This is a genomic window from Nocardiopsis sinuspersici, assembly GCF_001998325.1.
Classification (GTDB): Bacteria; Actinomycetota; Actinomycetes; order Streptosporangiales; family Streptosporangiaceae; genus Nocardiopsis; species Nocardiopsis sinuspersici.
The window spans coordinates 5,896,197-5,923,177 of sequence record NZ_MCOK01000001.1; the positions used below are offsets into that span (position 1 = coordinate 5,896,197).

At 70.9% G+C, this 26,981-nt stretch carries 22 protein-coding genes and 1 pseudogene; 16 read left to right on the forward strand and 7 right to left on the reverse strand.

Annotation, left to right across the window (positions count from 1 at the left end; translation table 11 throughout):
- Positions 1–158 precede the first annotated feature (158 nt).
- The 3 genes from NOSIN_RS25655 (at position 159) to truA (ending at position 2,727) form a co-directional block, all read left to right on the forward strand.
- Positions 159–1,181: a DNA-directed RNA polymerase subunit alpha gene (locus tag NOSIN_RS25655; RefSeq protein WP_077693185.1), complete on the forward strand. Its 1,023-nt coding sequence runs from the start codon at positions 159–161 to the stop codon at positions 1,179–1,181.
- 70 nt (positions 1,182–1,251) lie between these two features.
- Positions 1,252–1,794 carry a 50S ribosomal protein L17 gene (rplQ, locus tag NOSIN_RS25660; protein ID WP_077693186.1) on the forward strand — a complete coding sequence of 181 codons (543 nt, stop codon included), beginning with the start codon at positions 1,252–1,254 and terminating at the stop codon, positions 1,792–1,794.
- Positions 1,795–1,893: 99 nt separating this feature from the next.
- Positions 1,894–2,727 carry a tRNA pseudouridine(38-40) synthase TruA gene (gene truA / locus NOSIN_RS25665; protein WP_143833005.1) on the forward strand — a complete coding sequence of 278 codons (834 nt, stop codon included), beginning with the start codon at positions 1,894–1,896 and terminating at the stop codon, positions 2,725–2,727.
- On the opposite strand, the gene NOSIN_RS25670 is transcribed toward truA, so the two are convergent.
- Both NOSIN_RS25670 and NOSIN_RS25675 read right to left on the reverse strand, forming a co-directional pair.
- The gene (locus tag NOSIN_RS25670) at positions 2,724–3,683 is read right to left on the reverse strand and encodes an IS481 family transposase (protein ID WP_077691199.1); all 960 of its coding nucleotides are present in this window, start codon (positions 3,681–3,683) and stop codon (positions 2,724–2,726) included. The genes truA and NOSIN_RS25670 overlap by 4 nt on opposite strands.
- 823 nt (positions 3,684–4,506) lie before the next feature.
- Positions 4,507–5,478, reverse strand: coding sequence for a hypothetical protein (locus tag NOSIN_RS25675; RefSeq protein WP_077693187.1), 972 nt, complete (start codon positions 5,476–5,478; stop codon positions 4,507–4,509).
- Positions 5,479–6,712: 1,234 nt separating this feature from the next.
- Between NOSIN_RS25675 and rplM the strand changes: the two genes are divergently transcribed.
- From rplM to NOSIN_RS25695, 4 genes are all read left to right on the forward strand, one after another.
- The gene (rplM, locus tag NOSIN_RS25680) at positions 6,713–7,162 is read left to right on the forward strand and encodes a 50S ribosomal protein L13 (protein WP_077693188.1); all 450 of its coding nucleotides are present in this window, start codon (positions 6,713–6,715) and stop codon (positions 7,160–7,162) included.
- A gap of 38 nt (positions 7,163–7,200) precedes the next feature.
- Entirely contained in the window at positions 7,201–7,710 is a 510-nt protein-coding gene (gene rpsI, locus NOSIN_RS25685) for a 30S ribosomal protein S9 (RefSeq protein WP_077693189.1), read from the forward strand.
- A gap of 161 nt (positions 7,711–7,871) precedes the next feature.
- Positions 7,872–9,209 (forward strand): phosphoglucosamine mutase, encoded by a 1,338-nt coding sequence (glmM, locus tag NOSIN_RS25690; RefSeq protein WP_077693190.1) that lies wholly within the window; start codon positions 7,872–7,874, stop codon positions 9,207–9,209.
- Between the two features lie 349 nt (positions 9,210–9,558).
- Complete coding sequence (locus NOSIN_RS25695) at positions 9,559–10,587, forward strand: ROK family glucokinase (protein WP_171986684.1); 1,029 nt, start codon at positions 9,559–9,561, stop codon at positions 10,585–10,587.
- A 75-nt stretch (positions 10,588–10,662) separates the two neighbouring features.
- Here NOSIN_RS25695 and NOSIN_RS25700 read toward each other — a convergent pair.
- Positions 10,663–11,246 (reverse strand): annotated as a pseudogene (locus NOSIN_RS25700) (Uma2 family endonuclease).
- A 273-nt stretch (positions 11,247–11,519) separates the two neighbouring features.
- Here NOSIN_RS25700 and NOSIN_RS25705 point away from each other — a divergent pair.
- The 3 genes from NOSIN_RS25705 to NOSIN_RS25715 all read left to right on the forward strand — a co-directional run bounded on the left by NOSIN_RS25705 (position 11,520) and on the right by NOSIN_RS25715 (position 13,715).
- Positions 11,520–12,065 carry a hypothetical protein gene (locus NOSIN_RS25705; RefSeq protein WP_143833006.1) on the forward strand — a complete coding sequence of 182 codons (546 nt, stop codon included), beginning with the start codon at positions 11,520–11,522 and terminating at the stop codon, positions 12,063–12,065.
- A gap of 102 nt (positions 12,066–12,167) precedes the next feature.
- Positions 12,168–12,941 carry an SDR family NAD(P)-dependent oxidoreductase gene (locus NOSIN_RS25710; protein WP_077693193.1) on the forward strand — a complete coding sequence of 258 codons (774 nt, stop codon included), beginning with the start codon at positions 12,168–12,170 and terminating at the stop codon, positions 12,939–12,941.
- 9 nt (positions 12,942–12,950) lie between these two features.
- On the forward strand, positions 12,951–13,715 hold the full coding sequence (locus NOSIN_RS25715; RefSeq protein ID WP_077693194.1) for a crotonase/enoyl-CoA hydratase family protein: 765 nt from the start codon (positions 12,951–12,953) through the stop codon (positions 13,713–13,715).
- 157 nt (positions 13,716–13,872) lie between these two features.
- On the opposite strand, the gene NOSIN_RS25720 is transcribed toward NOSIN_RS25715, so the two are convergent.
- Entirely contained in the window at positions 13,873–14,943 is a 1,071-nt protein-coding gene (locus NOSIN_RS25720; protein WP_077693195.1) for a polysaccharide pyruvyl transferase family protein, read from the reverse strand.
- A gap of 658 nt (positions 14,944–15,601) precedes the next feature.
- Here NOSIN_RS25720 and NOSIN_RS25725 point away from each other — a divergent pair.
- A complete protein-coding gene (locus NOSIN_RS25725) occupies positions 15,602–19,096 on the forward strand; it encodes a bifunctional glycosyltransferase/CDP-glycerol:glycerophosphate glycerophosphotransferase (protein WP_077693196.1) in 3,495 nt (1,164 codons plus the stop codon).
- Between the two features lie 73 nt (positions 19,097–19,169).
- Positions 19,170–20,180: a UDP-glucose 4-epimerase GalE gene (gene galE, locus NOSIN_RS25730; protein ID WP_077693197.1), complete on the forward strand. Its 1,011-nt coding sequence runs from the start codon at positions 19,170–19,172 to the stop codon at positions 20,178–20,180.
- A gap of 342 nt (positions 20,181–20,522) precedes the next feature.
- On the opposite strand, the gene NOSIN_RS25735 is transcribed toward galE, so the two are convergent.
- Both NOSIN_RS25735 and NOSIN_RS25740 read right to left on the reverse strand, forming a co-directional pair.
- A complete protein-coding gene (locus tag NOSIN_RS25735; protein WP_077693198.1) occupies positions 20,523–22,097 on the reverse strand; it encodes an NCS1 family nucleobase:cation symporter-1 in 1,575 nt (524 codons plus the stop codon).
- A gap of 170 nt (positions 22,098–22,267) precedes the next feature.
- Positions 22,268–22,903 (reverse strand): hypothetical protein, encoded by a 636-nt coding sequence (locus NOSIN_RS25740; protein WP_077693199.1) that lies wholly within the window; start codon positions 22,901–22,903, stop codon positions 22,268–22,270.
- A 261-nt stretch (positions 22,904–23,164) separates the two neighbouring features.
- Between NOSIN_RS25740 and NOSIN_RS25745 the strand changes: the two genes are divergently transcribed.
- From NOSIN_RS25745 to NOSIN_RS25760, 4 genes are all read left to right on the forward strand, one after another.
- Positions 23,165–23,500: an ArsR/SmtB family transcription factor gene (locus NOSIN_RS25745; RefSeq protein ID WP_077693200.1), complete on the forward strand. Its 336-nt coding sequence runs from the start codon at positions 23,165–23,167 to the stop codon at positions 23,498–23,500.
- Positions 23,500–24,231 (forward strand): cation diffusion facilitator family transporter, encoded by a 732-nt coding sequence (locus NOSIN_RS25750; protein WP_077693201.1) that lies wholly within the window; start codon positions 23,500–23,502, stop codon positions 24,229–24,231. The genes NOSIN_RS25745 and NOSIN_RS25750 overlap by 1 nt, the downstream gene beginning before the upstream one ends.
- 219 nt (positions 24,232–24,450) lie before the next feature.
- On the forward strand, positions 24,451–24,909 hold the full coding sequence (locus NOSIN_RS25755; RefSeq protein ID WP_077693202.1) for a flavodoxin family protein: 459 nt from the start codon (positions 24,451–24,453) through the stop codon (positions 24,907–24,909).
- 87 nt (positions 24,910–24,996) lie between these two features.
- Positions 24,997–25,443, forward strand: a complete 447-nt coding sequence (locus NOSIN_RS25760) for a DUF6069 family protein (RefSeq protein WP_077693203.1) — start codon at positions 24,997–24,999, stop codon at positions 25,441–25,443.
- Between the two features lie 69 nt (positions 25,444–25,512).
- Here NOSIN_RS25760 and NOSIN_RS25765 read toward each other — a convergent pair whose 3' ends face one another.
- Entirely contained in the window at positions 25,513–26,889 is a 1,377-nt protein-coding gene (locus NOSIN_RS25765; RefSeq protein ID WP_077693204.1) for an aspartate aminotransferase family protein, read from the reverse strand.
- Between the last annotated feature and the right edge of the window lie 92 nt (positions 26,890–26,981).

Consider the following 26,981-nt stretch of genomic DNA (forward strand, 5'->3'; position numbering starts at 1 on the left):
TCCTATCCGCGCGGGCGCCGCGCCGCGCTTGATCCCGCGCGGACCCGATGGGGACCGCGCGGGCGGGGTAGGAATCCGAGTAATGGGCACCGCCGCCGCGGTGTCCGTCCGGTGGCCGTCAAATAGCGGGCGGCCATGTGGAAGGGAAGACACGGACCATGTTGATCGCACAGCGTCCCACGCTCAGCGAGGAAGTCGCCTCGGACCTGCGTTCGAGGTTTGTCATCGAGCCGCTGGAGCCGGGTTTCGGCTACACCATCGGTAACTCGCTTCGGCGTACCCTGCTGTCCTCCATCCCCGGTGCGGCCGTCACCAGCCTCCGCATCGAGGGCGTCGAGCACGAGTTCACCACCGTGCCCGGTGTCAAGGAGGACGTCACCGAGATGATCCTCAACCTCAAGGGCCTGGTCGTCAGCTCCGAGCACGACGAGCCGGTGCTGATGTACCTGCGCAAGCAGGGCCCCGGCGTGGTGACCGCCGCGGACATCGCTCCTCCGGCCGGTGTCGAGGTGCACAACCCCGACCTGCACATCGCCACGCTCAACGGCAAGGGCAAGCTGGAGATGGAGCTCACGGTCGAGCGCGGCCGCGGCTACGTCTCGGCGACGCAGAACAAGCAGGCCGGACAGGAGATCGGTCGCATCCCGATCGACTCCATCTACTCCCCGGTCCTGCGTGTGACCTACAAGGTCGAGGCCACCCGTGTCGAGCAGCGCACCGACTTCGACCGCCTGATCGTCGACATCGAGACCAAGCCGGCCATCCGTCCCCGTGACGCGGTCGCCAGCGCGGGCAAGACCCTGGTCGAGCTGTTCGGCCTGGCGCGCGAGCTCAACGTCGACGCCGAGGGCATCGACATGGGCCCGTCGCCGACGGACGCCGCCCTGGCGGCGGACCTGGCCCTGCCGATCGAGGACCTCAACCTCACGGTCCGGTCCTACAACTGCCTCAAGCGTGAGGGCATCCACAGCGTTGGTGAGCTGGTTGCCCGCTCCGAGCAGGACCTGTTGGACATCCGCAACTTCGGTGCCAAGTCCATCGACGAGGTCAAGCAGAAGCTCATCGACATGGGCCTGTCCCTGAAGGACTCCCCGCCCGGATTCGACCCCAGCACGGCGGCCGACTCCTACGGCTCCGACGACGACGAGGGTGAGTCCTTCGTCGAGACGGAGCAGTACTAACCGACCTTCGTCGCCCACATGGTCCCCGGCCGAGTGCGGCCGTGGACCGCATCACTAGGAGAACGACACCATGCCCACGCCTACCAAGGGCGCCCGTCTGGGTTCCGGGCCCGCTCACGAGCGGCACATCCTGGCGAACCTCGCCACCTCGCTGTTCCAGCACGGCCGGATCCGCACGACCGAGGCCAAGGCCAAGCGTCTGCGCCCGTACGCGGAGAAGCTGATCTCCCTCGGCAAGCGCGGTGACCTGCACGCCCGCCGTCAGGTCCTGGCCAAGATCACGGACAAGGCCGTCGTGCACGAGCTGTTCACCGAGATCGGCCCGCGCTTCGAGAACCGTCCCGGTGGCTACACCAGGATCACCAAGATCGGTCCGCGCAAGGGTGACAACGCCCCGATGGCCGTCATCGAGCTGGTCGAGGCGCTGAGCGCCCCCGCGGCCCCGTCCACCCCGGCTTCCGAGCCCGCGGTGGAGGAGACCGCCCAGGCCGACGAGACCGTCGTGGCCGAAGAGGCGGGCGAGCAGCCCGCCGAGGGCACCACCTCCGGCCAGACCGCCGGGGCCGACGAGACCGCCCAGGCCGAGGGCGAGAAGTCGGCTGACGACAAGTAGGGCGCGAAGCGCGGGTGGTCCCCGTGCGCGTTGCCCGGCGAGTGCCCGATCCCATGGGGGTCGGGCACTCGTCTTTTCCGGACACGGAAGACGGGTGGCATGGACGAGACGACGGTGCGGGTGCGGATGGACGTGGCCTACGACGGCACGGACTTCAGCGGATGGGCGGCCCAGCCGGGCCGGCGCACGGTGCAGGGGGAGCTGGAGGCGGCGCTGGAGCGGGTGCTGCGGCTGCCGAGGGTGTCGCTGACGTGCGCGGGGCGCACGGACGCCGGTGTGCACGCGCGCGGGCAGGTGGCGCAGGCCGACATCCCGGTGGACACGTGGGAGAAGGAGGGGGAGCGGGTGCTCCGCCGCCTGGCCGGGGTGCTGCCCAAGGACGTGCGGGTGAACGCGGCCCGGTTGGCGCCTCCGGGGTTCGACGCCCGGTTCTCACCGCTGTTCCGGCGGTACCTGTACCGGGTGAGCGACGCGCCCTACGGGGTGGACCCGCTGTCGCGAAGGGACGTGCTGTGGCACCGGAGCCCCCTGGACGTGGACCGGATGAACGAGGCGGCCCGGCGCCTGCTGGGCGAGCACGACTTCGCCGCGTTCTGCAAGAAGCGCGAGGGCGCGACGACCATCCGGGAGCTGCTGCGCCTGGAGTGGACGCGGGTGGACGGGCACCTGCTGCACGGCACGGTCCAGGCGGACGCGTTCTGCCACAACATGGTGCGCGCGCTCGTGGGCGCGCTCCTGGCGGTGGGGGACGGGCGCAGGGACGTGGACTGGCCGGGCGGGGTGCTCGGCGTCGGTGAGCGGAACTCGTCGGTCCACGTGGTGGGGCCGCACGGACTGAGCCTGGAGGAGGTGCGCTACCCGCCCGACGAGGAGCTGGCCGAGCGCGCCTCGACGACCCGCCGGGTGCGTGAACTGCCCTGCCGGGGGCACTAGGTGTACTGCCCTGAGAGGTTGGTGACGCGGGAGGCGGGAGGGCCACCGAGCGCGGTGTGGAACCGGTGGTGATTGTAGTGATGCAACCACCCCGGGAACGCCTCCCGCCGCTTGGCCTCTGACGCATAGGGGCGTGCGTAGGCCCACTCCTGGACCAGGGTCCGGTTGAAGCGTTCCACCTTGCCGTTGGTCTGGGGCCGGTAGGGACGGGTGCGCTTGTGCTTGACGCCCTGGTTACGGACCAGATCACGCCACAGACGCGAGCGGTAGCAGGACCCGTTGTCGGTCAGTACCCGCTCCACCGTGATCCCCACCGACGCGAAGTAGGCGTGCGCACGCTCCCAGAAGGAGACGGCGGTCTCCTTCTTCTCATCGGGAAGGATCTCGGAGTAGGCCAACCTGGTGTGGTCGTCCACGGCGTTGTGCAGGTAGGCATAGCCCGCACTGGAGCGGTGCTTGCGCCCCCGGGGGCGTCCCAGCGCCTTGTGGCCGCCGCCGTGGGGGATGTTGCCGAGCTTCTTGATGTCCACGTGCACCAGCTCCCCGGGGCGTTCGCGCTCGTAGCGGCGCACCACCTGACCGGTGGCCCGATCGGTGTGGGCCAGGCGGGCACACCCGTAGCGGGTCAGGATCCGGTGCACGGTCGAGGCGTGCATGCCCAGGTGGCCGCCGATACGGGCCGGGCCCCACCGGCGCAGGTGGCGCAGCTTGATCACGCGGCGCTCACGTCGGGGTGGGGTGCGCCGTGGTGAGCGGGCCGGGCGGCTGGAGGCATCGACCATCCCGGCCTGGCCCAGGTTGCGGTAGCGCTCGGCCCAGCGTTTGGCGGTGGTGGTGCTGGTCTGGAAACGTTCAGCGGCACGCCGCAGCGGCCACCCCTGGTCGATGACGCAGCGGGCCAACGCGAGGCGTCCTGCGGGAGTCAGACGAGCGTTGGCGTGGGTAGTGTGGGGCATCGAGGGCCTTCTGGTGAGTCGGGTAGATCTCGCAATCCACACCGATACCGAAGGCCCTCTTCGTGTGTGTCAGCCGGGGTGGGTGTTACCAACCTCCGTGATCAGTACAACTAGGTCCTGTTCGGTGGACTCGGTCCTGTGCCGCCGGGGGCGAGGGCGCCGACGGGGTTCTGGAGGCCGCGCAGGTGTGCCCGTGAGGTACGAGCGGGTGCACCGCAGGGGCCGAAGGTTCCCGTGCCTGCGGCGTCCGAGCACGAGGCGAAGCGCAGCGGAGCCTCAAGGACGACACAGCGAGGGCGCCGACGGGGCTGCCGGAGGTTCCGCAGGGGCCGAAGGTTCTCGTGCCTGCGGCGTCCGGGCACGAGGCGGGGCGCGGCGGAGCCTCAAGGACGACACAGCGAGGGCGCCGACGGGGCTGCCGGAGGTTCCGCAGGGGCCGAAGGTTCTCGTGCCTGCGGCGTCCGAGCACGAGGCGAAGCGCAGCGGAGCCTCAAGGACGACACAGCGAGGGCGCCGACGGGGCTGCCGGAGGTTCCGCAGGGGCCGAAGGTTCTCGTGCCTGCGGCGTCCGGGCACGAGGCGGGGCGCGGCGGAGCCTCAAGGACGACACAGCGGGGGCGCCGACGGGATTCCCGTGCCTGCGGCGTCCGGGCACGAGACAAGCGCGGCGGAGCCCCAAGGAGACACGGCCTGGCCGGGGAGCCGGAGGATCCTGCTCCCGGCGCCACCCTCGGCGGCCGGCGGCGCCGCCGGGAGCAGGACCACCGCTGTCGCACGCGTGGGGGGCACCCGGTCCGGGTGCCCCCCACGCCGCTTCGCCGGGTCAGCCGCGGTTCTCGTCGAGGCGGGTGTGGGCCTGCTCGAGGAAGCCCTCGCTGATGGTGCGCAGCTCGGTGGCTGACTCGCTCTCCCCGCTCTCCTCTGTGCCGTCGCTGTTGGCCGAGAGGGAGAAGAGGAGGTAGCGGCCCCACTGGCCGCTGCTGCCGTAGCCGCCGGAGTAGCCGAGGCGCTCCGCGGGGCTGCCCTCCTCGCCGGGGAGCCCGGCGAACCACTGCGCGCCCACGAGGTCCTGGGCCTCCAGCGCGGCGGACGCCTCCTCGCTGGTGGGCATGGCCGCGACGCCGATGGTCACCGCGTGGCCCTCGTCCTCGCTGAGGTAGGAGGCGCGCACCAGTTGGCTGCAGTCGTTCTCGGTGAGCACCTGGCCGTAGTCGCCGTGGGCGCCGGCGGCGCAGTCCTCGGTGCCGTTCACGGCCACGCGGGTGAACGTGCCCTGGCCCTCGACGTCCATGGTCTCGGGGAAGAGGGTCTCCGGGTCGAGCACGCCCGGGTCGTCGGCCTCGTCCGCCACGGCCGCGGCGTTCGCGCCCCCGCCGCCGCTGGCGAGGAAGAACGCGCCGCCGCCCGCGACGACCAGCAGCAGGGCGAACCCGCCGACCATCAGGGCGAGGCGGTTCCGCGGCCGCGGGGACCCGCCGCCGTCGGCGTAGTCGGCGTAACCGTCGTAGTCGTCGTAGTCGCTCATCGACTGGACGTCGAACTGCGCGGTGTCGGTACCGGCGTCGTGGGGGACCTCGTCCCGGAACATGGGACGGTCGTTCCCGCGGCCGGACGCGGCGGGGACGGCGCTGATGTGCTGCGTGGCGCCCGCGGCGTCCGGGGGAACGGCGTTGATGTGCTGCGTGGCGCCCATGGCGTCCGCGGGGAAGACGGGCTCGTCACGGCCGCCCGCCGGAGGGCCGACGGGCGGGGCCTGGTAGGCCTGCTGGGAGGCCGGGGGCGCTCCTGGGGGCATGCCCGGGGGCTGCGCGCCGGGGGCGCCGTACGGCGGCTGTCCCGGGCCCTGGGGGCCGGGCGGCGTACCGGGACGGCCCTGGACACCCTGCGGCGGAGCACCGGGAGGCATGTTCTGGCCGTGGGGAGGGGCGCCGTGCGGAAAGGGGGGCGTGTTGGGGCCGCCGGAGGGCTGGGGCCCCGTACCCGGACGGAAGCCGCCCGACGGCGCCTGCGGCGCGCCGGGGAAGCCGGGCGCTCCCGGAGGGGGAGACTGCGGCGCCTGCGGCCCGCTGGGCGCGTGTGGCGGCATCTGGGGGCCGCTCTGGCCTGCGGGGAAGCCGGGGCCGCCCGGAGGGTGCTGCGGCGGCTGGGGGCCGCTCTGGCCACCGGGGAAGCCCTGCCGGGGGCCTGCGGGGAAGCCCGGTCCACCCGGGGGGTACTGCGGGGGCTGCGGCCCACCGGGCGGAGTCTGCGGTCCGCTGGGGGGAGCGTGGGAGGGGAAGGGCTGTGGTGGCAGAGGAGGCTGGCCGGGCACGGGCGCGTCGTGTGACTGCTGTGGTCCCGATGTGGGATGCTGCCCCTCAGGGTGGGAGGGCGCTGATCCGAGCAGGTCCTGGCCGTCACCGGCCTCCGGCCCGACGGGCTGTCCGTCGGGACCGTACTGTGGCTGGTTCGGATGGGTACTGATGGGAGTCTCCGAAGGCTCTGGGGGTGGGACTGGACCGCGGCGCACCGAGGTCCGTGGCCTGGTCCGCGCTGTGGCGTCCGTGCTGGTTTCCCGGGGTGTCGGCGACCGTGACGGGTATCTCCAAGATTCGCGTCGGCGCCCGTCCTTGCGGGCACAGACCAGCCTTTTGGTTGCAAGCGTAACCAACGCGGGGACGGAAGCAGGACGAAGCACTCTCGGCAACGGGCATAATAAAAGACGGAGAGGTCACGGATGTGACCCCGTGCTTTGAGCCGTAAACCGCCGAGCGCGGTCCTGCCGGTCCGCCCCGCCGCTGGCTTTGACCTGCGCTGTGGTGGCAAGGTAGGATATCCCGTCGTTGTGCGTTGAGTTGCCGTGGGCCCCGAACCACCCGAAGTCGGGCGCCGATCCACGCACCATCGTCTGCGCACTCACCATTCGGAGAGTCCTGTGTGGCATGGCACGGGACATCCGGCCACGCACCCCCGCAACCGCGGGTGTGTATTACGAGTCCCCCATCCCTGCAGGGGTGGGGCAGCCGACTGAAGAGCGAAGGCAAACGATCGTGCGCACATACAGCCCCAAACCAAACGATGTCCAGCGTCAGTGGCACGTTGTCGACGCTACCGATCTCGTGCTCGGGCGTATGGCGAGCCAGGTTGCCACGCTGCTTCGGGGCAAGCACAAGCCGTACTACGCGCCCCACATCGACACCGGCGACTTCGTGATCGTCGTGAACGCCGACAAGGTGGCCCTGACCGGCAAGAAGCTGGAGCAGAAGCGCGCCTACCGGCACTCCGGCTACCCGGGCGGCCTGCGCTCCATCTCCTACGCCGACCTGCTGGAGAAGAACCCCCAGCGGGCCATCGAGAAGGCCATCAAGGGCATGCTGCCCAATGGTTCCCTCGGTCGTCAGATGGCCAAGAAGCTCAAGGTGTACGCCGGTCCGGAGCACCCGCACCAGGCCCAGCAGCCGGTTCCGTTCGAAATCAGCAAGATCGAGCAGCCCGCCTAGGCGTTCGCAGACTTTCCACAGAGAACACGAGGAGAACCGTGGTCGAGCCCACCGGCGTCGAAGACGTCGAGCAGGAGTACGTTGACAACCCGGAGGAGTTCCCCTCCGAGTACACCAGCGAGTCCGACGAGAACGTCGCCGCATACGTCCCCACCGCGTCCGGCCCCAGCGCCGGCACCGGTCGCCGCAAGCAGGCCATCGCCCGCGTCCGCATCGCTCCCGGTGCGGGCGAGTGGAAGGTCAACGGCAAGCCGCTTGAGGACTACTTCCCGGACAAGGTCCACCAGCAGACCATCAAGGACCCGCTCGTCTCCCTCGGTTTCGAGGACGCCTACGACGTCTTCGCCCGTCTGGACGGCGGCGGCACCAGCGGCCAGGCCGGTGCCCTGCGTCACGGCATCGCCCGTGCGCTGGCCTCCCTGGACCCGGAGAACAACCGCCCGACCCTCAAGAAGGCCGGATTCCTGACCCGCGACTCCCGTGAGGTGGAGCGGAAGAAGGCCGGTCTCAAGAAGGCGCGCAAGGCTCCCCAGTTCTCCAAGCGTTAGTGCTCATGCGCCGGCAACCGCTCGGCTGAGCTTCGGCCCGTACGCCCTCCCCGTCTCCGGGGAGCGGTGTACGGGTCCTTCGTTTTTCCGGTGGCCCTGTGCCACGCTGAATCTCACCGGCGCCGCGACTCGGCGCCGTTTTCGAAAGGGGCTGTCGGCCTGTGGCTCGGCTGTTCGGAACAGATGGTGTACGCGGGGTCGCCGGTCAGGACCTGACCGCCGCCCTCGCGCTGGAGCTGTCCATCGCTGCGGCGCGTGTCCTGGCACGCGGCGGTGGCGGGGCCCGTCCCAGGGCCGTCGTCGGCCGTGACCCGCGCGCCTCCGGTGAGTTCCTGGAGGCCGCCGTGGTCGCCGGACTGGCCAGCACCGGAGTGGACGTGGTGCGTGTCGGCGTGCTGCCCACCCCGGCCGTGGCCCACCTCACGGGTGAGATGGACGCCGACTTCGGCGTGATGCTCTCCGCCAGCCACAACCCGGCCCCCGACAACGGCATCAAGTTCTTCGCGAGGGGCGGCCAGAAGCTGGAGGACGCCCTGGAGGAGGAGATCGAGGGCATGCTCGGTGTACCCTCCTCCCCCGTCGTGGGCGACGGCGTCGGCCGGGTCGTCGACGCACACGACGGCGCCGAGCGCTACGTCGAGCACGTGCTCGCCTCGGTGCCCCACGGCCTCAAGGGCCTCAAGGTCGTGGTGGACTGCGCCAACGGCGCCTCCTGCACGGTCGCCCCCGAGGCGCTGCGCCGGGCGGGCGCCGAGGTCGTCGTGATCGGTGACCGGCCCGACGGGTACAACATCAACGAGGGCTGCGGCTCCACCCACCTGGAGGCACTCCAGGAGGCGGTGCGCCTGCACGGGGCGGACGCCGGCATCGCCAACGACGGCGACGCCGACCGCTGCCTGGCCGTGGACGCCGAGGGCCGCGTGGTGGACGGCGACCAGATCCTGGCGATCCTGGCCACCGAGGCCAAGGACGCCGGGAGGCTCGCCGAGAACACTCTCGTGGTGACGGTCATGTCCAACCTGGGCCTGAAACTGGCGATGGAGCGGGCGGGCATCACCGTGGTGGAGACCGGGGTGGGCGACCGGTACGTGCTGGAGGAGATGAGGCGCGGCGGGTTCGGCCTCGGCGGCGAGCAGTCCGGGCACGTGATCCTGCTGGACCACGCCACCACCGGCGACGGCGTACTGACCGGCCTGCACCTGCTGTCCGCGATGGCCCACCGCCAGCAGGGCCTGGCCGAGCTGGCCAAGGTGATGACCCGCCTGCCGCAGGTGCTCGTCAACGTCAAGGACGTGGACAGGTCCCGGGTCGGGGAGTCCGAGGAGCTCACCGCCGCCGTGCGCGCGGCCGAGGAGGAGCTGGGCGAGACCGGCCGGGTGCTGATCCGGCCCAGCGGCACCGAGCCCAAGGTCAGGGTCATGGTCGAGGCACCGGAACAGGAGCAGGCGACCGCGGTGGCCGAGCGCCTGGCCTCCGTGGTGCGCTCCGCCCTGGGCTAGGTTCTGTTCGGTGGACTCGGTGCTGTGCCGCCGGGGGGTGGCGAGGGCGCCGACGGGGCTGCCGGAGGTCCCGCAGGTGTGCCCGCGAAGTACGAGCGGGCGCACCGCAGGGACCGAAGGCTCCCGTACCCGCGGCGTCCGGGCACGAGACGAAGCGCGGCGGAGCCCCAAGGAAACACGGCCTGGTCCCGTGCCTCCGTAGGGCCGTACCCGCCTTCACGGGGTCCAGGAACGGCACCGGCTCCCGAAACGTTCTCTCGGCGCGCCCGGGCACGGAGTCGCCCGGGCGCGCTTTCTCGTGTGTTGTCGATCCGCGGCACGCGGATCCTCGATGGTCGGAGTGGTCACGATGGCGGACGCGCGGTACGGACACGCCCTGACGATCGGCGTGGACATCGGCGGAACGAAGGTGGCCGCGGGCGTGGTCACTCCGGGCGGGCGCATCCTGGCGCGGCTGCGCACGGAGACCCCCGAGCGCAGCAAGAGCCCGGCGGTGGTGGAGGACACGATCGTCTCGGTGGTGGAGGAGCTGCGCGCGGAGTTCCGGGTGCGCGCCGTGGGCGTGGGAGCCGCCGGGTTCGTCGACGAGCGGCGGGCGAACGTCCTGTTCGCACCGCACCTGTCCTGGCGCAGGGAACCGCTGCGCGACTCCCTGTCGCTGCGGCTGGGGCTGCCGGTGGTGGTGGAGAACGACGCGAACGCCTCCGCCTGGGCCGAGGTGCGCGCGGGGGCGGGCCAGGGCGTGGACAACGTCGTGGTGGTGAACCTGGGAACGGGCATCGGCGGCGCGGTCGTGCTGGACGGGCGTCTGCGCCGGGGCCGGTACGGGCTGGCCGGGGAGTTCGGGCACATGACGGTGGTGCCGGGCGGTCACCGGTGCGAGTGCGGCAACCGGGGCTGCTGGGAACAGTACGCCAGCGGGAACGCGCTGATCCGGGACGCGCGCGAGCTGGTGGTCTCGGAGTCGCCCGTGGCGGGGGCGCTGTACCAGGCGGTGGGCGGCGACGTCCGCCAGATCACCGGTCCGCTGGTCAGCGAGCTGGCGCGCAAGGGCGACCGGGCGTGCGTGGAGCTGATGCGCGACGCGGGGGAGTGGCTGGGGACGGGCCTGGCCAACCTGGCCGCCGCGTTCGACCCGGAGCTGTTCATCGTCGGCGGCGGCGTGTCGGAGGCGGGCGAGCTGCTGCTGGATCCCGCCAGGACGGCCTTCGAGCGGAACCTGACCGGGCGGGGCTACCGGCCCGAGGCCCGGGTGGCCGCGGCGGCCCTGGGCAACGAGGCGGGCCTGATCGGCGCCGCGGACCTGGCCCGTGAGTCGCTGCCCCGGTGGCACCAGCGGCGTCGGCAACGCCGCCTGGGGCGTTTCGGCAGAGGCTGACGGGGCCCGGGCCGGGCCGGGCGTACGGCTGTGCCGTCGGGCACGCCCGGCCAGGGCGTCTCGGAGGACGGTGACCTATCGGGCCAGCGCCTTCACATCGATGTCGACCGGGAACGGAACGTCCAGCTTGAGCCGTTCCCTGGCGATGGTGACGGGGATGTACCGGGGCTCCTTGACCCCGTCGAGTTCATACACATGGATGACGGGTTCGCCCCTCTCCCTCTCGATCCGCCAGAAGTGGGGTATACCTGCCAGGGCGTACTTGTCCGGCTTCGTCACCCGGTCCCGGTCCTCGGACTCCTCGGACACGATCTCCACCGCGAGGAGCACCTCGTCAGGGGAGTAACAGGTGCGGTTGTCCGCCTCATGCGGATCCTCCGGCTCCCTGTACACCAGGACGTCGGGCTCCGGGCGCGGCCGTTTCCCGAGCTTGACGGTCATCTCCAGGTCAGCGGTGACACCGGGGGGCGATACCTCGCGGAGTGCGTGAGAGAGGTTGCCCATCACCCTGGCATGGAACCGGGTCTGGGGGACGTCACGATGAGCGCTCCGTCGATGAGCTCCATCCGGGGCACCCCCGGTGGAAGGTCGTCCATGTCGTCAGCGGTCCAGCCGCCGGACGGGGGCATGAACCAGTCGGGGAGCGGCTCAGCGGTCATCGAAGCCTCCAGGGTCGATTCCTGAGCCCACTTTAATGCGGTTGCCATCGCCGTGACATGACCGTGGCGCTCCGTGACGACGGTGTGCGGCGGTCTCCCGGAAGGTCTCCGGCCCTCGGCTTCCGTGTCCGTGTCCGTGTTGATACCTCCGTTGATGAGCTGAAACGTGCGGGTACACGTGTGCTTTTGTAGGGTGACCGGTCTACCGAGAGCCACGCGCGGACCACGGTCCGCACCCCCGTCCACCAGATCCCCGAAGAGAAGCCGCCCGCGATGACCCGCACCCCTCATCCGCCGCGACTCAGCCGAAGCGAGGCCCGCCGACTGGAGCGGCGCCGCCACCGCCTGCTCGTGGCCGCCCTGGCCTGTGCGACGGGCGTCCTCGCGATGAGCGGGGTCCTCGCCGTCCTCCTGGTGTCGCAGGACCCCTCCCGCCCGGAGCCTGGGACCGGTGTCGAACAGGGCGCCCACCGTGCCGGTGAGCCGGTGGCCGAGCCCTCCCCGACACCGTCCGCCACGCCCTCCGCGAGCCCGAGTCCCGAACCCTCGCCGTCCCCCTCGCCCTCCGCGAGCCCGAGTCCCGAACCCTCGCCGTCCCCCTCCGAGGACGCGGAGGAGGACGCCCAGGAGAGTCCGGAGGAGGACGCCGCCGGGGGCGGCGGCACCGGCACGCAGGAGCCGCCGGAGCCCGAGCCCTCCCCGGAGGAGCCCGCCCCCGATCCCGAACCCGAGCCCGCTCCCGAACCCGAGGAGACCGACACCCCGCCGCAGGAGGAGGAGACCGAAGACCCCGGCGATGTTCCCTGGTGGCCCTGGTAGCGGGCCCGCGCCCGAGGCGGTGCCCCTGGTCGGGCGGGGCTACCCGCAATTAACCGAACCCGGTTCTAGTCTGCTGTCCCCATCCTCGGTAGAGTTCGGCCCATGGATCTGAACGGAATCTCCGCCCTCGTCTCGGGCGGCGCGAGTGGCCTGGGTGAGGCCACCGCCAAGGAACTCGCAGCGGCGGGCGCGACCGTCGTCATCGCCGACCTCAACACCGAGCGCGGCGAGGCCATCGCCAAGGAGCTCGGCGGTGTCTTCGTGAACACCGACGTCTCCCAGGAGGACCAGGTCAAGGCCGCGGTCCAGGCCGCCGTCGACACCGGAAAGCCCTTCCGCGTGGCCGTCTCCTGCGCCGGCATCGGCTGGGCGACCCGCACCGTCGACCGGCAGGGCAACCCGCACGACCTGGACAGCTACCAGAAGGTCATCCAGGTCAACCTCATCGGTACCTTCAACGTGCTGCGCCTGTCCGCGACCGAGATCGCCAAGACCGAGCCGCTCAACGAGGACGGTGAGCGCGGCGCGATCGTCAACACCGCCTCGCTCGCGGGTATCGAGGGCCAGATCGGCCAGATCGCCTACTCCTCCTCCAAGGGCGGCGTCATCGGCATGACCCTCCCGGCGGCCCGCGACCTCGCGGCCGTCGGCATCACGGTCAACACCATCGCCCCCGGCATCCTGGAGACCCCCATCTACGGTGAGGGCCCCGAGTCGGAGGAGTTCAAGAAGCGCCTGGCCGCGCCGGTGCCCTTCCCCAAGCGCCTGGGCACCGCCGAGGAGTTCGGCAGGCTGGCCCGCGCCCTGCTGGAGATCAGCTACGTCAACGGCGAGGTCGTCCGTATCGACGGCGCCCTTCGCATGCCGCCGAAGTAGGGGGACACCGTGTCCGACGAGGTTCTCTACACGGCCGAGGACGGCGTCGCCGTCATCACCATCAACAGGCCCGGGGCCAAGAACGCGGTCAACGCCGCGGTCGCCGCCCAGGTCGCCGAAGCGCTGGACGACCTGGACGCGCGCAAGGACCTGAGCGTCGGCGTCATCACCGGCGCGGGCGGCACCTTCTGCGCCGGGATGGACCTCAAGGCCTTCATGAAGGGTGAGGTCCCGATCGTGGAGGGGCGCGGGTTCGGCGGGTTCGCCGAGCGCGGGCCGAGGAAGCCGCTGATCGCCGCGGTGGAGGGTTACGCCCTCGCGGGCGGGTTCGAGGCGGTGCTCGCCTGCGACCTGGTCGTGGCGGCCGAGGACGCCAGGTTCGGCATCCCCGAGGTCAAGCGCGGCCTGGTCGCCGGCGCCGGCGGCCTGCTGCGCCTGCACCACCGCATCCCGCGCAACATCGCCATGGAGTTCGCCCTGACCGGTGACTTCGTCGGCGCCCCGCGCCTGGCCGAGCTCGGGCTGGTCAACCACGTCACCGCCAGCGGCGGTGCGCTGGAGGGCGCCAGGGAGCTGGCCGCGCGCATCACCGCCAACGGCCCGCTGGCTGTGCGGGTGTCCAAGGAGGTCATCACCTCCTCGGACGACTGGTCCACCGAGGAGATGTGGGAGAAGCAGAACGAGCTGGCGGGCCCGGTGTTCGTCAGCCAGGACGCGATGGAGGGCGCTGCGGCCTTCGCCGAGAAGCGCGCCCCCGTGTGGAAGGGCGAGTAGCCCCCACCCCGCGCAACGCGAACGGCGGCCGTTCCCCCGGACGGGGGCGGCCGCCGTCGCCGTTCCGGCCGGTTCCGCGGCATGTGCGACGGCGAATGACTTTGGCCACACTCCACGTGACGGTGCCCGGGAGGGTCCCGGCCGGGCGGCCTCAGGACTACTTGCGCAGTCCGACGCGGCGCAGGGCGCGCCCCCCGGCCCGGCGCATACGCCGGTAGGGCGTCGTCTTCCCGGCTTTCTCCAGAGCGGCCAGACGTTTGCCCGCCTGGGCGAGTTTCCTCTCCGGGGATTCCTGCCGCTTGTTCAGCTGGGTGTTCTTCTCTGGGGAGCCCTGTCGCTTCTTGGACTTCTGCTGTTCCTGGGTGAGGTTCCGGACGCTTTCCTTGAGCCACCCCATCCGGTAACCGAGGCCGCCGTCGTCGTCGGACCACACCTCGACCGGCGGTGTGAAGTCGACGCCCCTGATGCGCTCCTCGAAAGCGGCCCCGCCGTCCTGGAGGACATGCGGGATGCCGTGTTTCCCGACGTATCCCGTCATCCGCTCGAAGCGTTCGCCGTGCCCCTTGACCAGCGCCGTGTAGTCGGCCCGCTCGTACAGCTTCGCGGCGCCGAACTCCTCAGAGGGCTCGGTCATGTTGCGGTGCGGGATATCGAAGTACCGGCTCGGTTCCGGGGCGCGGGAGTCGTGGCACATCACCACGGCGGGGGTGCCGGCCAGGAGCGAGGCGGTGTTCCCGTGGACGCGGGTGCCGAACACGAGGTCGTAGTCGTTCAGCGCTCTGGTCCAGGTGATCGGGTCCGGGTGGAGGCGGACCCGGTTCTCCTCGAAGAGCGGATGGCTGCGCACGACCGGCAGATCCTTGTACCGGCCGGAGGCCCGGGAGGTGTCACCCCAGTAGAGCCTCTCCAGGTCGGGGATGCCCTGGGCGGTGTACCTCAGGTTCGGGTAACGCCGGTAGTTGTCCGTGAGGATCTGGCCGAGGCCGCTCATGGTCCCGTTGGCGGTGTACATCCCGATCCTGGCATCGGTGTCCAGCGCCGACGCCTTCTTCTCCACGGACAGGGAGCGGCCGTGGCGGAACATGGGGGGACGACCGATGACCTCGACGTCCTTGGAACCGGGGCGGTCGAGGCGGCTCTGGGTGAACTCACCACGGACACCGGTGGAGGGCGCGCGGTCCAGGACGGTTGAGACGAACCGCTTGACGGACGCGTCCAGGGGGCGCACGCGGTCCAGGCCGTGGTCCGGCGAGGACTGGGCCCCGAGCCGCTGAAGACGAGGTTGCCGAGGTTCTTTCCGCCCACGCTGTTCTGGAGCGTTCCTCCGGCCGCCATCGCCTCGAAGGGGGGCTTGCTCGTGCGTAGAAGGATTCTCGCCATGGGGGACTCCGGTTGGTCAGGAGGGGGGAAGTGGCTGAGCGGGCGCCTTTCCCAGCCTTGGAAAGAGGGATGGAAGCGATCATGGTCGGCGCGCCAGAGTCATTGCGACGGTCGCCCGGAGTCATTCGGTGGTCACCATCGCATGCTCCTTTGTCGGTCACGAAGGAAGGGCCACTGATGCCGCGAAGGGGAATCAGGCCAATTGACGTACCGCACAACATGGCGAATTCACGAAAACCATGTAGGCCATTATTGGTCCTGTGCGTGGTGCCGGGCCGCTCAGAGGGCGGCTCATGTGGTCCCGAGCACCTTGTCGGCATGGGTTAACCTGGGATCTACTTTGCCCACCTTGTCCTGACATGTCACCCAGTCCCGCGTCTGCGGGGGTGACGAGTGCGGGAACCTGATTCGCCATCTCCCCCCACCCCCACAGCGAGGGACTCGTGTCACCGCGGCCTCCGCTGCGAGATGGGTGTGTTCGGATCCGCGGAGCCTTGGAGTCGTTTGTGGTCGCCCTCAGTGTCATCGTGCCCATGTACAACGTGGAGAGATACCTCGACGAGTGCCTGCGCTCCCTACAGGTGCAGTCGTGGGACGACCTCGAGGTCGTGATGGTGGATGACGGCTCCCCGGACGGGAGCGCGGAGATCGCGGCCCGTTACGCCGAACAGGACGCGCGGTTCAGGCTCATCCAGCAGGAGAACGGTGGCCTGGGCGCGGCCCGCAACACGGGGATCCGGCACGCCGAGGGCGACTTCATCACCTTCGTGGACAGTGACGACGTGATCCCGTCCTACGCGTTCGGCTACCACATGGAGAGCCTGAGGCGCAGCGGATCCGACTTCTCCTCGGGCAACGTGCACCGCCTCAACGAGCTGGGCACGCGTCAGTCGCCCATGCACCGCAAGGTCTTCCGCACGGCGAAGACCCGTACGCACATCACGCGCGAGGACACGCTTCTGGTGGACCGGCTGGCCACCAACAAGGTCTGGCGCCGCTCCTTCTGGGACAAGCACGGGATGACGTTCCCCGTCGGGGTCCTGCACGAGGACATCCCGGTGGCCATTCCCCTGCACTTCCTCGCCGACTCCGTGGACGTGCTCTCGGCGCCCGTCTACCTCTGGCGGGAGCGCCCCAGCGACGACAAGTCCATCACCCAGGACCGGCTGCGGCCACAGGCCCTGGAGGACCGCGTCACCGCGGTCACCTCGGTCAGTGAGTTCCTCGGCGAGAACTTCTCCCCCCTGGAGAAGCGGCGTTGGGACGCGGTCGCGCTGGCCAGTGACCTGCGCCTCTTCCTCCAGGTACTGGACCGGGCGGACGAGGACTTCACCGAGCGCCTCCTCGACCTCGGCAACGCCTACCTGGACAAGGTGGACGAGAAGGTGCTGCGCGACCTCCCCGCCATCGAGCGCCTGAAGTGGCACCTGGTCAGGCAGAGGAAGGCCGACCAGCTCCGCGAGGTCATCGTCTTCAACAAGAGTGCCGAGTACAAGAAGGCCAAACTCGTCCGGCACGGGCTCCGCTACTACGCGGAGTACCCGTTCAAGGACGACCCCGCGCAGGGAGTTCCGCGCTCGGTCTACCGGGTGCGGTCCGAACTCAAGCTCCGCCAGAAGACCGAGAAGCTCGAATGGGCCGACGGGAAGCTGGTCGTCGAGGGCAGGGTCTGCCTGAAGTACCTCCGTCCCAACAAGCGCCTCCAGCAGCAGGTCCGGGCCTGGGCGGTCAACACCCAGGACGGCAGGCGCGTACGCCTGAGCACGAGTACGCACCAGGCCAACGAGTTCCGCCTCTCCCAGAAGATGACCACCTCCCGCAAGGACTGGGGCGGCTACCGGATCGTCATCGACCCCTCCGAACTGGGGGAGGACGGTGACTGGTACGTGGAACTGGGCGTGGTCAACCGGGGCTTCCGCCGCACGGAACGCCTGAGGAAGCCCGCCGCGGCCGATGTCCGGATGGTCGGTCCCGAGCAGGTCCGGCCGGGTGTCTGGGCCCGTCCGCACTGGGTGGACGGCTACGAGCTGCACCTGAACGTCGAGCGTCCGGCGGTCGTCCTCGACGAGTCCCGGGTCGAGGGGTCCTCCCTCGTTCTCAGCGGTCGGAGGACGGAGGACCCGGCGCGGGACCTGAGCGCGTACGTCCAGTGCCTTCCGGGGGACGTCGAGGTTCCGGCACGGGTGGAGGCGGACGGTGCGGCCGTGCGCGTGCTCGTCGACCTCGCCGACCTCACGGACGGTTACGAGGACAGGGCCGCGATCCCGGGAAGCGACCCCTGCGAGGAGTGGTCGGTCCACGTCAGGGATGACGCCGGGCGTTCCTGGTGGGTCCCGTTCGCCGACGGCGGTCCCGAGGGGCGCTACTCGCACTCCGGGCTGAGCGTGCGGGTGAACCCGGACTTCGCCGGGCGGACCATGCTCAGGGTGGAGCGGCCCCAGCCCCTCCTCACCAGCGTCTCCTGGGACGACTACACCCTCAACCTCCGGGGTGAGTACTCCGATACGCCCTCGGGAGAGCTCTCCCTCGTGGTCAAGGCCGTCGGCCGGATGGAGGAGCACCTGTTCCCGGTGGAGTTCCGCGACGGACGGTTCTCGGCCGCCGTCCAGCCCACCGCGATCCCGAACTTCGGCACGACTGTGCCCCTCACCCCCGGCAACTACCGTTTCCTGCTGCGCGACGGCCTCGGCGGCGCCCAGCAGGACGACCGCAGGATCGGCTTCTCCCAGGAGCTGCGTACGGCCAAGTTCCCCGCTCCGGAGAAGGAGGGCGGTTTCGACCTGGAGCTCAGGTCGGACGGCAGGGGATGGCCCGTCCTGCAGCTCGGCTCGGTGCTGCGCCCGGAGGAGCAGGGATCCTACGCCCAGCAGGTCCTGCGCGAGCAGGTCTACCCCAAGCTGCGCAAGAAGCCGGTGAAGCCCGGCATCGTCTTCGACAGCTACACCGGAAAGCAGTTCTCCGACAGCCCGCGGGACATGTACGAGGAGCTCCAGCGCCGTGGCGTGGACACGCCGATGTCGTGGATGGTGCGCAACCGCCAGCTGACCCTGCCCCCGGGGCTGACCGAGGTCCGGCACACGAGCCGGGAGTACTTCGAGGCACTGGCGCGCTCGGAGTACATCGTCTCCAACGCCCACCTGCCCATGTGGTTCGAGAAGCAGCCGGGGCAGAAGGTGGTGCAGACCTGGCACGGTTCGATGCTCAAGCGCATCGGCTTCGACATCGAGCACGTCCAGTTCGCCAGCCGCAACTACTACGAGCGGCTCAAGCACGAGACCAACCAGTGGGACTACCTGATCTCCCCGAGTCCCTGGGCGACCCCGATCCTGCGCCGCGCCTTCGGCTTCGAGAACGAGATCCTGGAGACCGGCTACCCGCGCAACGACATCTTCCACCGCCCCGAACGCGAGACGTTGGCGGAGAAGGTCCGTGAGCGCCTGGGATTGCCGGAGGGCAAGAAGGTCATCCTGTACGCCCCGACCTGGCGGGACGACAAGTTCTACTCGGCCGGCAAGTACAAGCTGGACCTGCACCTGGACCTTCAGCGGCTGTACGACGCCCTCGGCGACGATCACGTGCTGCTGTTCCGCAGGCACCCCAACATCGTCGACCGGGTGCCGAACGTGGGCAAGGACTTCGTCTTCGACGTCTCGGCCTACCCCGAGATCCAGGAGCTGTTCCTGGTCACGGACATCCTGGTCACGGACTACTCGTCGCTGATGTTCGACTTCGCCAACACCGGCCGTCCGATCCTGTTCTTCACCTACGACCTGGAGGAGTACCGGGACAGCCTGCGCGGGTTCTACTTCGACTTCGAGGAGACCGCTCCGGGCCCCCTGCTCCGCACCACCGACGAGGTCGTCGACGCCGTCCGGGACATCGACCGTGTCCAGGACACGCACAGGGCCCGGTACGAGGCCTTCGTGAACCAGTTCTGCCCGCTGGACGACGGCAAGGCCGCGGCCCGGGTCGTGGAGCAGGTCTTCGGCGAGCTGCTCTGAGCCGGGCGGTTCCGAGGGGTGGAGGGGCCGCGCCCGACGGCGCGGCCCCACGAAACGGAAGGAAACAAGGGCTGTGCGGATCCTGCTGACCGGAGGGGCCGGGTACATCGGCTCCCACACCGCGGTCGAGCTGGTCGGCCGGGGACACCAGGTGGTCGTCCTCGACAACCTGGTCAACAGCAGCGTGGAGGCCGTGCGCCGGGTCGAGAAGATCACCGGCGCGCAGATCCCGTTCGTGGAGGGCGACTGCACCGAGCACCGCGTCGTCGAGCGCGTCCTGGTGGACCACGGCATCGACGCCGTCGTGCACTTCGCCGGACTCAAGGCGGTCGGTGAGTCCGTGAGCCAGCCGCTGCGCTACTACCGCAACAACCTGGACGCCCTGCTCACCCTCGCCGAGACCATGGGCCGGGTGGGGGTGCGCGACCTGGTCTTCAGCTCCTCGGCCACGGTCTACGGCGACCCGGAGACGGTGCCGATCACCGAGGGCAGCGCGCTGCGGGTGACCAACCCCTACGGTGCGACCAAGCTGTTCGGGGAGAGGATCCTGGAGGACCTGGCGGCGTCCTCCCCCGACTGGCGGATCACCGTGCTGCGGTACTTCAACCCGGTGGGGGCACACCCCAGCGGGCTGATCGGGGAGGACCCCAACGACATCCCCAACAACCTCTTCCCCTACATCTCCAAGGTCGCCGCTGGGCGGCTGTCCGAGCTCACGGTCTTCGGCGACGACTACGACACACCCGACGGGACCGGTGTCCGGGACTACCTGCACGTGGTGGACCTGGCGAGGGGGCACGTCGCGGCGCTCGACCACCTGGGCTCCCAGAAGGGACTGAGGGCCTTCAACCTGGGCACGGGCCGGGGGACCTCCGTCCTGGAGGCGGTCCGCGCCTTCGAGCAGGCGTGCGGCCGCCCCATCCCCTTCCGCGTGGGCCCGCGCCGCGACGGGGACATCGCCACCTGCTTCGCCGATCCGGGCCAGGCCAACCGCGAACTGGGCTGGCGGGCCGAGCACACGGTGGCCCAGGCGTGCGCCGACGCCTGGCGCTGGCAGTCGGCCAACCCCGACGGCTACCGCTGATCCGCCGCACCGGACGCACTCCTCTCCACCCGTCCAGGGCTGCCGTGTCCTTCCAGAGGACAACCCTTCCGCCGTGTCAGGCGTCGACCAAGGGATGACAAAAGGAAGGAAAACAGGTCATGGACCTTGATTGGGAAGAGGAGTACGAGGAGGGCGAAGAGCACTTCTACGACGATGACGGTGCCTTCGGCGTCGGAGTTCTTCCCCAGCCCGGGACCGTGCGCGGGGAGTGACCCCGGACGGACCGGTGGGAAACGTGCCCGATCGGCCGTGACCGATGACGCGGGGCCGTGCCGGAGGAACGGCACGGCCCCGCGTGGTGCGGTGGGACGGGGGCCGGGATCAGCCGGCGGCGGACCCCTCCGCCCTCGCGGCGGTGCCGCCCGAGGCCCTCCGGTCCGGGAGGAGCACACCCAGGCCCCAGTGCAGCAGCAGCCCGGTGAGCAGCCCCACGACCCAGCCGTAGTCCGCCAGCGGCGCCAGGAACGGGACCAGGCCCTCGGCCGGGAACGGCCCGGAGCCCTCGGGGGAGTGCGAACCGCCCACGGCCAGCAGCGAACCGACGCCGAAGGCCACCAGCGCGCGCCAGTTCCATCCGTGCGTGTACCAGTACTCCGATCCGCGCTCGTACAGCGCGGGCAGGTTGATCCGGGTGCGTCGCAGCAGCCAGTAGTCGGCGAGCAGGATGCCCGCCACGGTTCCCAGGACGCCGCCGACCGTGCCCAGCCACGTGAAGATGTACACGTCCTCGTTCTCCAACAGCTTCCACGGGAAGATCAGGACGCTGAGCAGGCAGGTGGTGACCGCTCCGGTGCGGAAGCTGATCAGGCGCGGCCTGAGGTTGGCCAGGTCGTAGGCCGGGCCGACCAGGTTGGCGGCGATGTTGGTGGAGACCGTGGCCAGCAGGACGACGAAGACCGCGAAGAGCAGCCCGATGCCGCTGTCCATACGCGCGACGACGTCGATCGGGTTCCACAGCGGCTCGCCGTAGACGGCGGCGGTGCCCGCCGTGACCATGACGGCCAGCAGGGAGAACAGCGTCATCGTGGTGGGCAGGCCGAGTGACTGGCCCATGACCTGGGCGCGCTGCGAGGACGAGAACCGGGTGAAGTCGCTGATGTTCAGGGTCAGTGTCGCCCAGTAGCCGATCACGCCCATCAGTGACGGGAAGAACAGCGTCCAGAAGGACGGGCCCCAGTCCAGGGGCTCACCGGAGTCCAGGGACAGCATCGCGCCGAGTCCCCCGGCCTCCACGGCCATCCACGCCAGCAGGGCGACACCGCCGAGGACCATCAGCGGCGCCGCCCACACCTGGATCCTGCGCACGCCCTCCATGCCCCACAGGATGATGCCGAGCTGGGCCGCCCAGAACAGGCCGAAGGACAGCCACAGGGTCCACGGGTAGCCGCCGGCCACGGCCGCGCCGGTCCACCCGTCGCCGAACAGGCGCCCGAGCAGGACGTACACGCCCTGGCCGCCGACCCAGGTCTGGATGCCGTACCAGCCGCAGGCGACCGCCCCGCGCAGCAGCGCGGGCAGGTTGGCGCCGCGCAGGCCGAAGGAGGCGCGCGCGAACACGGGGAAGGGGATGCCGTACCTGGCGCCCGCGTGGCCGGTCAGCACCATGGGCAGCAGGACGGCGAGGTTGCCCAGGACGACGGCCAGCATGGCCTGGCGCCAGTCCAGTCCCGCCGCGATCAGCCCGCTGGCCAGGGTCCAGGCCGGGATGCTGACCGACATGCTCACCCACAGGGCGCTGAAGCTGCCGGTGCCCCAGGTGCGCCGGGACATCGGGACCGGCTGGAGGTCGGAGTTGACGAAGGCTCCCTCGGGGAGGGAGGTGCCCTCGGCCAGGGAGACCCGTCCGTCGGAGTGGGTGACGACGTCGGGTACCGGGGACGGTGGGGCGTGGATCACAGGTCACCTGGTTTCGGTGGGGCGGGCAGGAGGGATGGGGCACGGCACCGGGCCCCAACGGAGTGAAACCCGCAGAAAGGGGTGGAAAGTCCGTATCTGTTCCGGACCGCCGAATATCCTCGCACGTCACACGGGGATGTGACCGAGCCGTGTGCGGGCGGCCGGGCCGGTCAGTCGCCGAGGTCGACCTCGACCTCGTTGCCGCCCCGGAAGCGCGCGCTCAGGCCGATGTGGGAGACGTCGGCGGCGGACTCCACGTCGAAGGCGATGCTGACGCCCACCGGGGAGCCGTCGTCGGGCAGGTCCTGCCAGATGGGGCTCCGGAGTTCGAGGGTGGCGTTGTAGTCCTCCCCGATCCGCTCGCCGGAGGAGGTGTACACGTGCTGTTCGTCGCGCCAGAACTCGCCGGCGCCCGCGTCGGCGACGTCGACGTGCACGATGAGGTACTCGCCGCGAGGGTGGTGGCCGTCGATCTCGGCGGTGACCTCGGTGCCGGTGACCGTGAAGAGCATGCCGTCGTGCTCGACGGTCTCGTTCGTGCCGGGCGTGTCCGTGGCGGTCGGCGCACGTGTCCCGCCGCTGCCCGTGCCCCCGTCGCCGCCGTCCTCGCCGCGGTCGTCGAGGACGAAGACGGTGAGCAGGGCCAGGACGACGCCGACGACGAACAGGCCGCCGCAGCCCAGGCCGACGAACAGCCAGGGGGAGGTCTTCTCCGGGCCCCGGGGATCCTGGGGGGACGGGAATCCTGGCGGGCCCGCGGGTCCGCCCGGCCCGGGAGGCCCGAAGCCGGGGGGAGGCGGCCCCATCGGAGGCCGCCCGCCGTCGGACGGCCCCGTGGACGGTCGGTCACCGGACCCGGGCCCGTGGCGGTGCGGTCCGTGCGGATCGGGTGGCTGACTCATGGCGGGCCTGGCTTTCTGAGCGGGCGGCGGTCGGTGTGCCTCCGGTTCCCAGTGTGGAGGAGGGCCCCGCCGTTCACCGCCCACCACACGGTCCCGCCCTCGGTCGCGCGGGACCACACTGGGTCCATCCTTTCCTGAATCCAGGATTGTGTGTACCGTTGGGGCATGTTCACCCTCGCCACCGACATCGACGCCCTGGCCCGCTTCGGCAGGGCCCTGGCCGACCCCATCCGCTGCCGGGTCCTGCTGGCCCTGCGCGAGAGCCCCGCCCATCCCGCCGACCTGGCCGAGACCCTGGGCGTCAGCCGCACCCGCCTGTCCAACCACCTGGCATGCCTACGCGACTGCGGCCTGGTCGTGGCCGTGCCCGTGGGGCGGCGGGTCCGCTACGAACTGGCCGACGCCCGCCTGGGCCATGCCCTGGACGACCTGCGCAGCGCCGTGCTGGCCGTGGAGACCGACGCCACGTGCGTCGACGCCGAAGAGGAGGGCTGCCGCTGATGTCCCGCCCGCTCGCCCCGCCGCTGAGCGAGGAACGCCGCGCCACCCTGACCCGGCGTGTGCGCCTGCTGGTGGCCGCCACCATCGCCTACAACCTCGTCGAGGCCGTCGTCGCCCTCACCGCGGGCACCCTGGCCTCCTCCACCGCCCTGATCGGCTTCGGGCTGGACTCGCTCATCGAGGTCTCCTCCGCCCTCGCGGTCGCCTGGCAGTTCTCCGCCCGCGACCCCGAGGTGCGCCAGTCCAGGGAGAGGCGGGCGCTGCGCGTCATCGCGGTGTCCTTCTTCGCCCTGGCCGCCTACGTCACCGTCGAGGCCCTGCGCTCCCTGATCGGCGGAGCCGAGGCCGAGCCCTCCACCGTCGGGATCGCGCTGGCCGCCCTGTCGGTGGTGGTCATGCCCTTCCTGTCGCTGGCCCAGCGCCGTGCGGGCCGCGGGCTGGGCTCGGCCACCGCGGTGGCCGACTCCAAGCAGACGCTGCTGTGCGCCTACCTGTCGGCCGCGCTGCTGGTCGGGCTGGGCGTCAACGCCCTGTTCGGGTGGGCCTGGGCCGACCCGCTGGTGGCGCTGGCCATCGCCGTCGTCGCCGTCCGCGAGGGGCTGGAGGCCTGGCGCGGGGACGCCTGCTGCGCCCCGGCCGGGATCGCCCTGACCGCTCCCGACACCACCGCCGGCCCCGCCGAATCCGACGAGGGGTGCGCCTGTGCCCCCGGCTGCTCCTGCTGTTCCTGATCCGTCCCCGCTCCGGCCCCGGTGTCCGCCGGGGCAGGAGCCCCCGGAGGTCCCCGTGGCCGCCGCCCCGTCCCTCTCCCCGCTGGGGCCGCTGCCGGCCGGCCTGGTCGCGGCCGTGCCCGTAGTGCTCCCGGCCGCGGCGGCCGGGGCGCAGGGACCGGACCCGGGAACAGTGCGGGAGACGGCGGCCGCCGTGCCCGCGGCTCCTAGTGTGGGGACATGGCACGACTGCTCATCGTTCACCACACGGTCTCGCCCGCCACCCAGGAGCTGCTGGGCGCGGTGCTCGACGGTGCCCGCACCGACGACATCGAGGGGGTGGAGGTGCGGACCGAGGCCGCGCTGTCGGCCACGGCCAGCGACCTGTTCGGCGCCGACGCCCTGATCCTGGGGACCCCGGCCAACATCGGCTACATGTCCGGCGCCCTCAAGGTCTTCTTCGACACGGTCTTCTACCCCGCCCAGGGAACGACCGGGGGGCTGCCGTACTCCCTGTACGTGCACGGGGACAGTGACACCTCCGGCGCGGTCCGGGCGGTCGAGTCCATCGCCAAGGGCATCGGGTGGGAGCGCCACCGGCCGCCGGTCACCGTGACCGGCCGTCCGGACGCCGGGGCCCGGGAGGCCTGCTGGGAGCTCGGTGCCGTCACCGCCCTGGCCGCACTGGAACGGGCGTGATGCGCGCCACTCCGCATTGACCTCAAGTAATATTGAGGTTGGAGGATCTCCACGACGAGGCACACCGCACGTCGGACTGGAGATCCCATGAACACCACCACCACCGCCGCCACCCCGACCCCCGCCACCCGACGCCCGGGCGCCCCCTGGTGGGCGGCCGGAGCCGTCTCCGTCGCCGCGGCCACCGCCGCCAACCTGGTACTCCTCGGCCTCGGCCACCTCGTGGGGGCCTCCATGGAGCATCCGGACGGAGCCGGAGGGATCGCCGCGGTGGAGGCCGGGGGAGTGGCCCTCATGAGCGCGGCCCCGCTCGCCGCCGGCTTCACCGCCGCGGTCCTGCTGTCCCTGCTGTGGAAGGGCTTCCTCCGCACGGGCCAGATCGTCGGGACCGTGCTCGCCGCGGCCTCCACCGCGATGCCGTTCTTCGCGGGAACCGACCTCGCCACCGAGGCCGTCCTCGCCCTCATGCACGTCGTGCTGGTCCCGGCGGTGTGGTTGGGCCTCGGCGCCGTCCGCCGCCGGGCCCTCTCCTGAAACCGGTCCCGCACACGGCGGCGCCCCCGCCGACCGCGGCGGGGGCGCGCCGGAGGCGGGGCGGCGGGGTCAGAGCCGGTCCCAGGCCTCGGTGAGGACCTTGCGCAGGACGCGCTCGATCTCGTCGAACTGCTCCGGGCCGCAGGTCAGCGGCGGGGACAGTTGCACGACCGGCTCCCCCCGGTCGTCGGCGCGGCAGATGAGCCCGGCGTCGAAGAGCGCTCCGGACAGGAAGCCCTTGAGCAGCCGGTGGGACTCCTCCTCGGTGAAGGTCTCCTTGGTCTCCTTGTCCTTGACCAGCTCGATGCCGTAGAAGAACCCGTCACCGCGCACGTCGCCGACGATCGGCAGGTCCAGGAGCTTCTCCAGGGTCGCGCGAAGGACGGGCCCGTTCTCCCGGACGTTGTCGAGGACGCCCTCGCTCTCGAACAGGTCGAGGTTGGCCAGCGCCGCGGCCGCCGCCACCGGGTGCCCGGCGAAGGTGATGCCGTGCAGGAAGGCGGCCCCCTCCTCCTTGAAGGGCTCCATGAGCTTCTCGCGCGCGATGAGCCCGCCGAGCGGGACGTACCCGCTGGTGGCGCCCTTGGCGAAGGTGATCATGTCGGGCAGGTAGCCGTACCTGGTCGCCCCGAAGTACTCGCCGAGGCGTCCGAAGGCGCAGATCACCTCGTCGGAGACCATCAGCACGCCGTGGCGGTCGCAGATCTCGCGTACCCGCTGAAGGTATCCGGGCGGCGGCGGGAAACAGCCCCCGGAGTTCTGGACGGGCTCGACGTAGACGGCGGCGACGGTCTCGGGGCCGCTCTGCACGATGGCCTCCTCGATCTGGTCGGCGGCCCAGCGGCCGAAGGCCTCCAGGTCGTCGCCGTGCCGGGGAGCGCGGTAGAAGTTCGTGTTCGGTACCTGGACCGTGCTGGGCACCAGCGGCTCGAACGGGGTCTTGATCGCCTGCAGGCCCGTGATCGACAGGGCGCCCATGCTGGTCCCGTGGTAGGCGAGCCTCCTGCTGATCACCTTGTGCCGGGTGGGCTCACCGATCGCCTTGAAGTACTGGCGGGCCAGCTTCCAGGCCGACTCGACCGCCTCGGAGCCGCTCGTGGTGAAGAAGACCCGGTCGAGGTCGCCCGGCGCCAGCCCCGCGAGGCGGTCGGCCAGTTCGACCGCCCTGGGGTGCGCGTAGGTCCAGATCGGGAAGTAGGCCAGTTCACGCGCCTGCTCGGCGATGGCGTCGGCGATCTCGGACCGGCCGTGGCCCACCTGCGAGACGAACAGGCCGGCCAGGCCGTCCAGATACCTGTTCCCGTCGGAGTCGTAGACGTAGGCGCCCTCGCCCCGGGTGATGACGGGAACGTCGGCGTCGTCGTAGGCGGCCATCTCCGTGAAGTGCATCCACAGATGGTCCTTGGCGGCCCGCTGGAGTTGCTCCGGGCTCAGGTGCGCTGCCACTTGGTTCTCCAAGATCGCTGGGTGGTGCGGGGACCGTGGAGGTCGACCCGGGGGTCTTAACAGAACCCACTCAATAGAAATAGTGGCATCTA